Raw genomic sequence first — 12,642 nt, 5'->3', positions numbered from 1 at the left:
TTAGCTTAACGCTGCAATTCATCCAGCGCAGGCAGATCGAGATGCGAAACGTCGCCCGCCGTCTCAACCACCCATCCCGGCGCCAGCCAGGCGCTCTGCTGATGATCGACGCGTGAAATGGAACAGTTACGTAGCCGCAGGCGGCGTTCGGCGTGCGCGGGCAGCCCCAGCAGCGTGCCGATCAGCACGCCCAGCGCGATACCGTGGCTGACCAACAGCGGTCGGCTGCCGGCCGGCAGAGCCAGACAGGCGTTAAGCGCCTGCTGCATGCGCGCCGCCAGCTCAGCCATACTTTCGCCTTCAGGAATACGGCCATTCGCCGTACCGTTGACCAACGAGCGCCGCCAACCTTCTTCTTCTTCGCTCAGCGAATCGATAGGACGCTGTTCCAGCACGCCCATATTCAGTTCGCGCAGCCGGGCGTCCAGCGTCACGCTGCAACCGCAGGCGTCAGCGATAATTTCCGCCGTGCGCCGCGTACGGCCCAAATCGCTACCGATTACATGGGTGATGCCAAGCGATTTAGCCCGCTCCCCCACCTGCCGAGCCTGCTGCTCTCCCTTTTCAGTCAGTGCGCTGTCAGACTGTCCCTGAATGCGCCTGGCCGCGTTCCACACCGTTTCCCCGTGGCGAACAAGATAGACCTGTAACATGCGTTTTTTCCGTTATACTGCGTCAAAATTGCGTAGAAGGTTCAAGTAATTATGCACCATGTTGTTGCTGCTACCATCAATCCGGCAAAAATTAACGCCATTTCTCAGGCTTTCAACGATGTGTTTGGCGAAGGATCCTGCCATATCGAGGGCGTCGAGGTCGACAGCGGCGTGGCCGCCCAGCCGCTTACAAATACAGAAACGCGAACTGGCGCACGTCAGCGCGTGATGAACGCGCGAAAGGTCAGACCGGAAGCAGACTTTTGGGTCGCGATTGAAGCGGGCATAGAAGGCGACGACGCCTTCGCATGGATGGTGGTGGAAAATCACCAGCAGCGCGGCGAGTCCCGCTCTGCCAGTTTTACCCTGCCGGCGGTGGTCATGGCGGGCATTCATGCCGGGCATGAGCTGGGCGAAGAAATGGCGCGTTTGACCGGCATCGACAATATCAAACATCAGGGCGGCGCAATCGGCGTCTTTACTCAGGGTCTGCTGACGCGCACCAGCGTCTATCATCAGGCGTTAGTGCTGGCGCTGTGTCCGTTCCATAATGCTATCTACAAACAGGCGTAATCCCTGCTATTTCTTGATCGACAGCTGCTCTTCCAGCCAGGCGGTTAGCGCAGGCGGCGCGGTGCGCAGGCTGTTGGAGCCGCGCGTAATGGTGGCGATGCCGACGCCGAGTTCATTTTTCAGCTCGCGCTGGCTCAGCTCGCCACGCAGCAGCTCCTCGATAATACGCAGGCGCGTGCCGAAGGCTTCGCGTTCATCCGGCGTCATCATCAGTTGCAGCAGCGGCAGTTGAAGATCCAGTGGGAAAGCACGCTCCAGCAGATTAACGAAACGGAGCCAGTTTTCATCCTGCGGGTGTTCGGTAACCGGGATCGGGGAATGTGAAGTCATGAAATTCTTCCGTACTCATTGGCGAGTACGGAAGAGTAGCATATTCAGTAGCGGCGCTTCCACTCGCTGTCAGACAGGATATTATCGGGCTGATCGAGTAAATAACGGTAGTAAGCGTCATAGGCCAGTACGTTTTTCACATAGCCGCGCGTCTCCGAGAAGGGAATGGTCTCAATAAAGGCGACGGCGTCGAGCTGCCCGTTGCTGACTTTTTGCCAGGTGCGCACCCTTCCCGGCCCGGCGTTATAGGCGGCGGAAGAGAAGATGCGATTCTGATCGAACTGCTGATAAACGTACTCCAGATATTGCGTGCCGATCTGAATGTTGGTTTGCGGGTCCAGCAGCTGACTGCTGTTAACGTAGCCCGGAATGCTGTACATCTTCACCGTATGGCTGGCGGTAGCTGGCATGATCTGCATCAGCCCCGACGCGCCGACCGGCGATCGCGCTTTCGGGTTCCACGCGCTTTCCTGACGAGCGATCGCCATGGCGTAGCTTGGCGGAATGCTTTTATCGCGCGTGTACTGGTTAAACTGCGTTTGCCAGGCCAGCGGGAAACGCTCGGTGAGGTGGTTCCACAGCTTGCCGGTAATGGTGGCCTGCACGCTGAGATCCCACCAGCCGTGGTTCAGCGCGTAGCGCGCCAGCATCTGCTGCTGTGAAGCGGTTTTGCTGGCGACCAGACGGCTCCATTCAGAACGCGCCAGGTTATCCATTCCCCAGTACATCAGCTCGCGCACACGGGCGATTTCCGGCCCGTTATCGAGCGAGCTGTCGGGACGCGGCGCCTCATCGACCCGCAGCGGATATTTCATCCCCAGACGCTGCGCCGCCACCATCGGATAAAAGCCGCGCGACTGCATCAGCTTATGCAGGATATCCTCCGCTTCCTCTTTGCGACCGCGTTCCAGCAGCAGATCCGCCTGCCAGTATTGCCACTCATCTTTCTCTTTGGCGTCCGGGTCGAGACGCGCGATCCAGGTATTTAATCCGCGTCGATCGTTGTTGCTCAGCGCCAGGCGCACGCGGCGTTCGATAAGAGAAGTAGAGCCGCTGCTCATTACGACATTATCGCGCCAGCGCGCCTGCTCGCTGGTGACGTCGTTGCCCATCAGCCGCCATGCCACCGCCTCACGTAATTCCTGCGCTTCCTGCTCGCTCATCTGCTGCAAACGCACCAGCGTCGGGATCATCGCCCGCGCGTTTTCCGCATCTTCACGCGCCACGCGCGCGAAAGCCAGCGAGGTCGCCTGACGGGTAAAGTCGGTCGGCCCGACGCTGCGGGCGAAGCCTTCTACCGTGGCGGGATCGTTTTGCAGCGCCATCACCGCATTCGCCATCGTTTGATAGTCGGACGGCAGCTGTTTGGCGAGGTAGTTCACCAGACTGCCGTTGCCCGCCACCATCGCCAGACGGATGCGCTCCAGCGTGGCGATCGGCGTCTGTTCTCCCGCCGCCTGCCAGACGTTGAACAGCTTATCGCAGGTGGACGGCAGCGCTGTGCCACGCAGCCAGATCTTCTTCGCGCCTTCCCAGGCGACCTGCTGCTGGCCGGTGGCCCATTTGGCATAGTACCAGTTACAGCGCGCGGCGACCGGCGTCGGCTCTTCCGGGCTGAATACCAGCAGGCCGCGCCAGTCTTCCCGCCGCGCCAGCTCGTTGACAAAGCGCGACGCCAGCGTGCGCACCGGCGGCAGCGTAGGATAGCGTTTAATAAAATCGTTGACCGCCAGGCCGGTTTCCTGATCGAGATGCTGCGACAGCTGGCGATATTCCAGATAGGGATAAAGCGGGTAATCCTTCAGCGTGGGCATCAGCTGCGCCACCACGTCCATCTGATTATTATCCCAGGCCTGTTTAATTTGCTGGTAGCGATTACGCTGTTCATCCAGCGAATCGGCCAGTGCGCTGCCGCTAACGGCAAGCAGGCAAATGCTGGCCAGCCAGTAACGCCATCTCTCCTTCCTGTGAGTCACCACACGCTCTCCTCTGTTGTTAACCGGTCCGGCCCTATGCCAGGCATTCTTCATGCTAACCAGGCCGCTGGCGTCGTGCCACGTTCTTCACAAAATTTACTTTTCTTCGATTTCACGCGGTACGGATCTTGTCGCACTGCGGCGGCTGACGCTCTGATTGTTTAGGGTTAACATAAGAGAAACAGACAAACAGGGAATGGCATCATGGAAACCCGGCGCGAAGAGCGAATCGGTAAACTGGCGCAGGCGATCAGGCGCATTGATAAAATTCATCTGAAAGAGGCGGCACGGCTGCTGGGCGTCTCGGAGATGACGATTCGACGCGATCTTAACGAACAGCCTTCTTGTCTGGTTCTGCTGGGCGGCTATATCGTCAGCGCCGCCAAAGGCGGACATGAGCACTATTTCGTCTCCGATCAACAATCGCATAATGTCGATAAGAAACAACGGCTGGCAAAGCTGGCGGCCAGCCTGATTAGCCCCGATGACACCGTCTTTTTCGACTGCGGCACCACGATGCCCTGGGTGATCGATGCGATTGACGACGCGCTGCCGTTTACCGCCGTCTGCTGCGCGATCAATACCTTTTTGTCGTTAAAAGAGAAGAAAGCGTGCCGCGTGATCCTCAGCGGCGGCGAATTTCATCCTGACAACGCCGTCTTTTCTCCACACGGCGCCGTCACGATTCTCGATGAGATCTGCCCTACGCTCGCCTTTATCTCAGCGGCAGGTCTGGATGCGCAGCAGGGCGCCACCTGCTACAACTTCAACGAACTGCCGATGAAGCAGCGCGCCCTCGCCCGAACGCAGCGCGCGCTGCTGCTGGCGGACAGCAGCAAGTACAACAAGGTGCTGCCGGCGCGCATCGGCGATCTCGGCCGCTTCGATACGCTCATCAGCGACAGCGCGCCGCCGGAACCGCTGGCGCAGCATCTGCGGCAATCCGGCGTGACCCTGCTGACGCCCTGAAACGACGCGCGTCGCTACGGTGGCGAAAAGCGAACAATCACCGGGATGACGGCTGTGATTAAGCAGGGAAAACCGCTAAACTTGCTGTTCTGAGCGGGCGATGACGCCCCGATTACCACACAGACCATAAGAGGCTCATTTCACGTGGCTCAATTCGTCTACAGCATGCATCGCGTCGGCAAAGTCGTTCCGCCGAAGCGTCACATTCTTAAAAACATCTCTCTTAGCTTCTTCCCTGGCGCGAAAATTGGCGTACTGGGCTTAAACGGCGCGGGTAAATCCACCCTGCTGCGTATCATGGCGGGCATCGATAAAGATATCGAAGGCGAAGCGCGTCCGCAGCCTGGCATCAAGATCGGCTACCTGCCGCAGGAACCGCAGCTGAACCCGGAACACACCGTGCGCGAATCGGTGGAAGAAGCGGTGGCTGAAGTGGTCGGCGCGCTGAAGCGTCTGGATGAAGTCTACGCGCTGTACGCCGAGCCAGAAGCCGATTTCGACAAGCTGGCCGCTGAACAGGGCAAGCTGGAAGAGATCATTCAGGCGCACGACGGTCACAACCTCAATGTCCAGCTGGAACGCGCCGCCGATGCGCTGCGCCTGCCGGACTGGGACGCCAAAATCAGCAACCTCTCCGGTGGTGAGCGCCGTCGCGTCGCGCTGTGCCGTCTGCTGCTGGAAAAACCAGATATGCTGCTGCTCGACGAACCGACCAACCACCTGGATGCGGAATCCGTTGCGTGGCTGGAACGCTTCCTGCATGATTTCGAAGGCACCGTAGTGGCGATCACCCACGACCGTTACTTCCTTGATAACGTGGCGGGCTGGATTCTGGAGCTGGACCGCGGCGAAGGCATTCCGTGGGAAGGCAACTACTCTTCCTGGCTGGAGCAGAAGGATCAGCGTCTGGCGCAGGAAGCGTCTCAGGAAGCCGCGCGTCGCAAATCCATTGAGAAAGAGCTGGAGTGGGTGCGTCAGGGCGCGAAGGGCCGTCAGTCCAAGGGCAAAGCCCGTCTGGCGCGCTTTGAAGAGCTGAACAGCACCGAATACCAGAAACGTAACGAAACCAACGAGCTGTTTATTCCACCGGGTCCGCGCCTCGGCGACAAAGTGGTGGAGGTCAGCAACCTGCGTAAATCGTACGGCGACCGCGTGCTGATCGACGATCTCTCCTTCTCGGTGCCGAAAGGCGCGATTGTCGGCATCATCGGTCCGAACGGCGCCGGTAAATCGACGCTGTTCCGCATGATGTCAGGCCAGGAACAGCCGGACAGCGGCACCATCACCCTGGGTGAAACGGTGAAACTGGCCTCTGTCGATCAGTTCCGCGACAGCATGGATAATGCCAAAACCGTCTGGGAAGAAGTCTCCGGCGGGCTGGATATCATGAAGATCGGCAACACCGAAATGCCGAGCCGCGCTTACGTCGGCCGCTTTAACTTTAAAGGCGTCGATCAGGGCAAACGCGTTGGCGAACTTTCCGGCGGTGAGCGCGGTCGTCTGCATCTGGCGAAGCTGCTGCAGGTCGGCGGCAACATGCTGCTGCTCGATGAACCGACCAACGACCTGGATATCGAAACCCTGCGCGCGCTGGAAAACGCCCTGCTGGAGTTTCCCGGCTGCGCGATGGTGATCTCGCATGACCGCTGGTTCCTTGACCGTATCGCCACCCACATCCTCGATTACCAGGATGAGGGCAAGGTGGAGTTCTTTGAAGGCAACTTTACCGAATACGAAGAGTACAAGAAGCGTACGCTCGGCGCCGAAGCGCTGGAGCCGAAGCGCATCAAGTACAAGCGTATGAGCAAGTAATGCAGAAAGCGGCCCACGGGCCGCTTTTTTTAACGGTAGAATTCTCGAAACGCCGCATTCTGCAAAGCGAAGTCGATAAAGCGCGCCAGCGCCGGCGAGTTTAGCTTACGTCCCGGCCACACCAGCCAGAGCTCGTTCCCTTCCGTTTCCCACTCCGGCAATACCTGCACCAGTTCGCCCTGCGCAATAAATGCTTCGGTAAGAAAACGCGGCAGCAGCGTAATGCCCGCATCGTTAAGCGCGCACTCACGCGCGTAGAGCAGATTATCCGTCAGATGCATGGACGGCAGCAGCCAGCGATAGTGTTCTTCGCCGCGACGCAACAACCACTCCGCCCAGGCACGATGGGCGATGCAACGATGGGCTGAAAGCTGCTGCGGATGGGTTATCACCGGCTTTTGCGCCAGATAGCGCGCTGAAGCGACCAACAGTCGTTCACACAGGCCAACGCGCCGACCGATTAGCGAAGAGTCTTGCGGCTTGCCGGTGCGCAGCGCCACATCAAAGCCTTCCTGCACCAGATCGCGCATATCATCAGAGACCGATACCTCCAGCGTCACATCCGGGTAGTGCTGCTGAAACTCGGCGTTGCAGCGCGCCAGCAGCGTCGCGCCGATGCCGGCGGGGCTGGTGATGCGCAGGCGGCCGCTTGGGTTGTCGCGCAGACGCTCAATCGCCAGATCCGCACGCTCGCTGGCCTGTATCATCTCCTGACAGTGGATAAGGTAGCGTTCGCCGGCAAAAGTCAGGTTAAGTTGACGCGTGGTGCGATTAAGCAGGCGCAGGCCAATCGCCTGTTCCAGCTGACTGATGCGCTGGCTTACGCTCGATTTCGGTAGCCCGGCGCGACGTGCGGCGGCAGTAAAACTGCCGCTTTCAGCGACCAGCGCGAACAGCGCCATATCCTGTAAGCGTTTTAAGCCCATTGTTCACCTGTTACGAACACTGTGTGAGTTATTGTCCATCTTATCACTTTCGGCTCACCCCTCTACACTTACCTTACCAACTGAGGAGAAGTGAAATGACTATGCGAGCGATTGCCGTTAACCCGGAAAACCCGGAACAGTTTATTGAAATTCAGCCGGAACAGCCGACGCCTGGCGAGTATGATCTGCTGGTGGAAGTGAAAGCGGTCTCGATCAACCCGGTCGATACCAAGGTCCATAAAGGCGTGCAGAAAAGCGGTCTGCAACAGCCACGCATTTTGGGCTGGGACGCCAGCGGCGTAGTGGTAGAAGTGGGCAGCAAAGTCACCGGCTTTAAGACGGGCGATGAGGTTTACTACGCGGGCGACGTAACGCGTCCGGGCAGCAATAGTACGCTGCATCTGGTGGATGCGCGCATTACCGGCCATAAGCCACGCACGCTTGACTGGGGACAGGCGGCGGCAATCCCGCTGACCGCATTAACCGCATGGGAAGGCCTGTTTGAACGCCTGCGTATTGAAGAAGCGACGGAAGAGCAAACGCTGTTGATTATCGGCGGCGCGGGCGGGGTCGGCTCGCTGGCGATTCCCTTCACCAAAATGCACAGCAAGGTGAAAGTGATCGCTACCGCCTCCCGTCCTGATTCCGTTCAGTGGTGTAAAGATCGCGGGGCGGATCTGGTGATTAACTATCAAAATATGCCGGAAGAACTGGCGCAGCACGGCATCCAGCAGGTGGACTACATTTTTTGCCTGAACGATACCGATGGCCACTGGGAGACTATCGGCAAGCTGATCGCGCCGCAGGGTCAGATCTGCACTATCGTTGAAAACGCGCATCCGCTCGATATGGATCAGCTGAAGTTAAAAAGCGCGGCGCTGCACTGGGAATTTATGTTCACCCGCAGCATGTACACCACGCCGGATATGGCGCGTCAGGGCGAAATCCTGAATGACGTTGCGCAGCTGCTGGATGAAGGGAAACTGGCAACAACGCTGAATGAAACGCTGCATGGTCTGAGCGTGGAAAGCTTAACCCAGGCGCACGCCAGAGTTCTGGAAGGCCATATGCGCGGCAAAGTGGTTATCGTTTACTGATATGCCGCAATAAAAACGCCCCTTAACCGGGGCGTTAATTCATGCCGACGCGCTTATCTGTCGCTCTCTTAAGACCTTTAAAACTCCAGCAGATCTTTAGAAATATCGCGTAGCCATTTATGCGATGAGCAGTTATGGTAACGCGGATGCCATGCCTGAATAATGCGGACTTTCGGCAGTTCAAACTCCGGCCTGAAGAAATCCACTTCAATATTCATTCGTTGCAAAACCTCAACCACATAGAGCGGGACGACGCCCAGGCTATCGGTCTGAATGACGTTTTCGACCATGGGAAGATAACCGGCGCTAACCCCATGGATTTTGCGCTTATAGCCGCGCTCCCGGTAGAGACTTTCCATCTCTTCCTTCAGCTTATTTTTTGAGACAATAAGGATATATTCCTTTAACTCTTTAAGCGACTTTTCCATCTGCAGAACGGGATGGTCTTTTTTCGCAATAAAGACGCATTCGCTGTGTCCGATGGTTCTTATTTTAACTTCCGGGCTAAGGTTTTTATCCTCGCCGATATAAAGATCGATATCGTCACTGCGCAACATGCAGGTCGCCGCGTTATCATAGTTAAAATTAAAAACGTGGTGGGTATTTTCCTGAATGCTTTTCTTCATCAGCTTGTAGCTGAGCTTCGACATCAGGATATCATTTGTCACGATGTTGAAGGAGCGCGGCAGTTCGCTGCCGTTCAGCTCAATATTCTGATGCAGCACCGTCTGTATATTATCCAGCAGCTCCCGGAGCTGAGGCTTAAGACGCACCGCCAGCGGCGTTAGCTCCAGGCTCATTCCGGAGCGCACCAGCAGCTGATCCTGAAAGGTATCCCTTATTTTATTCAAAGACTTACTGATGGCTGGCGGAGTGACATTAAGTTTGTCCGCCGTTTTGCTGACGCTTTTTTCATTCAACAGCGTATCCAAAATTGGCAGCAGGTTTAAATCCATTCTTACCAGATGATTAATGTCTTTATGCATGTTTCACACTCCCTTGATTCTTCCTGGTTATAGCCATTCTGCAACGTGCCGCAGTTAGTTATTTCCTGGAGATAAATGACTTAATGCCGTATTGCACAAAATGTCTTTTAACGTAGTCCGTAATGCGATCTTTTTATTAATCGCGTTATGCTCTAAAGCTCTCTGCGACGTCTTGCTTTTCTGAAGCGCCCGAAGATGTATCTAAATTCATCTAGATCTTTCCTGGCATTTAAACCAGGGGAGTCTCTTAATTAAATATATAATTCAATATAGTTAATATGGCTCAGACAATATATAAGTCATGTCTCAAGTTATCGCAGATGCTCAATGGTCGCCTGTGAATGGAAGATTCCAGAGCCAGAACGATAAAAACGATCTAATAAAACAAGCGCGTTAACGCTCCCTGCGCACTTCGCAATTAACTAACTGATAAGTCATGGCAAAAATAGAAAAAATATTAATATGCCTTGTGAAACAGGCATCTTTTTCCTGAAAAAAATTAAACCGAAAAAGCCGAAAATCTATTTTGAAAACTAAACTATTAAGCTGAATTACAGGAGGGTAAATAACAATGAGAACATTCCGAATTAAAAACCAGCGCTGGCAGTATTCCTCTACGGCCAGCCTGAAAAACCGTTTACTTACCGTTTTCTAGCATGTTTCTTACCAGTTCCACACAGCGCAGAAAACGCTCATCGTAACTGTCTTCTGTTACGTGTTCATATTTTATCTGATTTTCATTCAACATTTTTATTAAGAGATCCTGAAACTCGCGCCGATCGACCGAGCTGCCGAGACTGCGTAAACCGTCCGCTACCCAGGGAACATTGTTCTCCAGCAGGATCACCAGATCGAAACGATATTCGTCGATCAGCGCCTGAACAAAGGGGTGTTCGCGCCCTTCATATTTTTTGCAGAACGCCTGCGTGGTAACAAAGTCCGTATCGATAAACGCCACCTTATTGGCGTACTTCACCGCGAAATCGATATACTGCGCGTGGCCCAGCGCGATCTTGTCATAATCCGAATATTGTAGCGCCATCTCATCGCCGCCCAGGTGGGAAAAAACATAGTCGCGGCCATACTCCCAGGCGCTGGTGGTATTGAAGATATTGGCCAGCTTGTTCACCAGTACCGATTTGCCGCTTGATTCGCCGCCAAGTATCGCTACGGTGCGCACGAAAAACGGCTTAACTTCAGTAGGAATATATTCCCAATAGCGGAAAGGGTTCTGGCGAATTTGCGCACCGCTGATATTCATAAAGGAACGTCTGGGATCGATGACTATCGTCTCAATGCCGAGATGCTGACGATACTGCGGCGCGTCCAGTTCTTCGCTGGTATAGACGCAGTTCGGTTCGATGCCCTTTTCCGCCATAAAGGCGGTCATGCCTGCACTCCAGACATCCCAGCCGTGCGGATAAGGCTCCATGCCTTCTTCGTTAAACGCGTGGATGCGGATGTTTTTTTGATACTTAAACGTCTGCAACAGCCAGCGCAGGCGATCGCTGACGGTCGGCTGCTGCGACATGGCGCTGTTTTCAAACAGCTGCCGATCGCGCGGCTCATCGTGGCCCATAATAATATGTAGTTCGTCGACCTGGCTGCAGGCGCGCTGAATCAGATAAATATGTCCGGTGTGCAGAGGATAGAACTTGCCGAAGACCACGCCGACCCGCTTCTCACGACGCGGAAAGGCCAGTCCCAGAAAGCGGTGCAGCGCTTCCAGCTTTTGCGCGCTGGGGCTTTTAATTTTGGCGTTGAGCAGCTGGCTCAGATAGCCCTTCGTCATGCCGCTGGCGTCCGCTACCTGCTGTAGCGTGTGCCCCTGCTGACGAATGGCGGTTTTCAGATATTCAAATGATGACATAATGCCTCCTGCAAAAAGGGGTGGGCTAAGGCCCACCCCAACGACAGGTTAATCCCTGCGGTGAAAATTATAACTCATCCAGAATCGCCAGCGCGTCAGCCAGCTTTTTCACCGGGTAAACCTTCATATTCGCTGGCACTTTCTTCGGCGCATTAGCCGCAGGAACGATCGCGCGTTGGAAGCCATGCTTGGCCGCTTCAGAGATACGCTCCTGTCCGCTCGGCACCGGGCGGATCTCGCCTGCCAGCCCGACTTCGCCAAAAATAACCAAATCCTGCGGCAGCGGTCGATCGCGCAGACTGGAGACCATCGCCAGCATCAGCGCCAGGTCGGCGCTGGTTTCGGTGACCTTCACCCCGCCCACCACGTTAACGAACACATCCTGATCCGCCATTTGCAGGCCGCCGTGACGATGCAGCACCGCCAGCAGAATCGCCAGACGATTCTGCTCCAGCCCGACCGCGACGCGGCGCGGGTTGGCCATCATCGAGTGGTCCACCAGCGCCTGAATCTCCACCAGCAGCGGCCGGGTGCCTTCCCAGACCACCATTACCGAGCTGCCGGCAGTCACCTCGTCGCCGCGCGACAGGAAGATGGCCGACGGGTTGCTGACTTCGCGCATCCCCTGCTCGGTCATGGCGAATACGCCCAGCTCATTCACCGCGCCGAAGCGGTTTTTATGGCTGCGCAGCGTGCGGAAACGGGAATCGGCGTCGCCGTCCAGCAGCACGGAGCAGTCAATACAGTGCTCCAGCACTTTCGGACCGGCCAGCGAGCCATCTTTGGTGACGTGGCCGACCATAATAATCGCCACGCCGCGCGTCTTGGCGAAGCGCGTCAGATAAGCGGCGGTTTCACGCACCTGCGCTACGCTGCCTGGCGAAGACTGAATCTCCGCCATATGCATGACCTGAATGGAGTCGATCACCATCAGCTTCGGCTGCTCCTGCTCGGCGATCAGGCAGATCTGCTCGATGCTGGTTTCCGACAGCATATTCAGGTTATCGGTCGGCAGGCCGAGGCGATGCGCGCGCATCGCCACCTGCTGTAACGACTCTTCGCCGGTGACGTAAAGCGTTTTCATATCCACCGACAGCTTACAGAGGGTTTGCAGCAGCAGGGTACTTTTACCGGCGCCCGGACTGCCGCCGATCAGAATAGCGCTGCCCGGCACCACGCCGCCGCCCAGCACGCGGTCGAACTCTTTAAAGCCGGTGGAGAAGCGCGGCAGCGCCTCCAGACTGATTTCCGACAGCTTCTGCACGCGGCTGGCGCCAGCGGTGCCGGCATAGCCGGAAAGACGCTCATTGCGCGCCGCCGCAGGCGAGGCCGCAAGCCTCACTTCGGTGATAGTGTTCCAGGCGTGGCAGGCGCTGCATTGCCCCTGCCAACGCGGATAGTCTGCGCCACATTCATTGCAGACGAAGGCACGTTTTACCGCTTTGGCCAA

11 protein-coding genes are annotated in these 12,642 nt (G+C 56.4%); 4 read left to right on the top strand and 7 right to left on the bottom strand.

Annotated features, from left to right (window positions below; translation table 11 throughout):
- Positions 1-5: 5 nt before the first annotated feature.
- Positions 6-653 carry a 2,3-diphosphoglycerate-dependent phosphoglycerate mutase GpmB gene (gpmB, locus tag C2E16_RS03895; protein WP_084970032.1) on the bottom strand — a complete coding sequence of 216 codons (648 nt, stop codon included), beginning with the start codon at positions 651-653 and terminating at the stop codon, positions 6-8.
- A 51-nt stretch (positions 654-704) separates the two neighbouring features.
- Here gpmB and yjjX point away from each other — a divergent pair, with 51 nt between their 5' ends.
- Positions 705-1,226, top strand: a complete 522-nt coding sequence (gene yjjX / locus C2E16_RS03890) for an inosine/xanthosine triphosphatase (RefSeq protein ID WP_038628423.1) — start codon at positions 705-707, stop codon at positions 1,224-1,226.
- 6 nt (positions 1,227-1,232) lie between these two features.
- On the opposite strand, the gene trpR is transcribed toward yjjX, so the two are convergent.
- Together trpR and sltY are read right to left on the bottom strand one after the other, a co-directional pair.
- The gene (gene trpR / locus C2E16_RS03885; protein WP_084970033.1) at positions 1,233-1,556 is read right to left on the bottom strand and encodes a trp operon repressor; all 324 of its coding nucleotides are present in this window, start codon (positions 1,554-1,556) and stop codon (positions 1,233-1,235) included.
- A gap of 44 nt (positions 1,557-1,600) precedes the next feature.
- Entirely contained in the window at positions 1,601-3,532 is a 1,932-nt protein-coding gene (gene sltY / locus C2E16_RS03880) for a murein transglycosylase (protein ID WP_244555258.1), read from the bottom strand.
- Positions 3,533-3,736: 204 nt separating this feature from the next.
- On the opposite strand from sltY, the gene deoR reads away from it, so the two are divergent.
- Positions 3,737-4,501 (top strand): DNA-binding transcriptional repressor DeoR, encoded by a 765-nt coding sequence (gene deoR / locus C2E16_RS03875; protein ID WP_038628429.1) that lies wholly within the window; start codon positions 3,737-3,739, stop codon positions 4,499-4,501.
- A 144-nt stretch (positions 4,502-4,645) separates the two neighbouring features.
- A complete protein-coding gene (gene ettA, locus C2E16_RS03870) occupies positions 4,646-6,313 on the top strand; it encodes an energy-dependent translational throttle protein EttA (protein ID WP_038628430.1) in 1,668 nt (555 codons plus the stop codon).
- A 29-nt stretch (positions 6,314-6,342) separates the two neighbouring features.
- On the opposite strand, the gene C2E16_RS03865 is transcribed toward ettA, so the two are convergent.
- Positions 6,343-7,239 carry a LysR family transcriptional regulator gene (locus C2E16_RS03865; RefSeq protein ID WP_084970035.1) on the bottom strand — a complete coding sequence of 299 codons (897 nt, stop codon included), beginning with the start codon at positions 7,237-7,239 and terminating at the stop codon, positions 6,343-6,345.
- Positions 7,240-7,334: 95 nt separating this feature from the next.
- Here C2E16_RS03865 and C2E16_RS03860 point away from each other — a divergent pair, with 95 nt between their 5' ends.
- Positions 7,335-8,336: a zinc-binding alcohol dehydrogenase family protein gene (locus C2E16_RS03860; protein WP_038628434.1), complete on the top strand. Its 1,002-nt coding sequence runs from the start codon at positions 7,335-7,337 to the stop codon at positions 8,334-8,336.
- Positions 8,337-8,413: 77 nt separating this feature from the next.
- Here the strand turns inward: C2E16_RS03860 and C2E16_RS03855 are convergent, their stop codons facing one another.
- From C2E16_RS03855 to radA, 3 genes are all read right to left on the bottom strand, one after another.
- Positions 8,414-9,322, bottom strand: coding sequence for a LysR family transcriptional regulator (locus C2E16_RS03855; protein ID WP_038628436.1), 909 nt, complete (start codon positions 9,320-9,322; stop codon positions 8,414-8,416).
- Between the two features lie 637 nt (positions 9,323-9,959).
- Positions 9,960-11,192 (bottom strand): multifunctional transcriptional regulator/nicotinamide-nucleotide adenylyltransferase/ribosylnicotinamide kinase NadR, encoded by a 1,233-nt coding sequence (nadR, locus tag C2E16_RS03850; protein ID WP_038628437.1) that lies wholly within the window; start codon positions 11,190-11,192, stop codon positions 9,960-9,962.
- 67 nt (positions 11,193-11,259) lie between these two features.
- On the bottom strand, positions 11,260-12,642 hold the full coding sequence (gene radA / locus C2E16_RS03845) for a DNA repair protein RadA (RefSeq protein ID WP_084970036.1): 1,383 nt from the start codon (positions 12,640-12,642) through the stop codon (positions 11,260-11,262).

Origin of the sequence: Mixta calida, from assembly GCF_002953215.1 — a bacterium.
Classification (GTDB): Bacteria; Pseudomonadota; Gammaproteobacteria; order Enterobacterales; family Enterobacteriaceae; genus Mixta; species Mixta calida.
Note: the sequence above shows the minus strand (reverse complement) of the source record. Positions and strands in the feature narration are given on the sequence as shown.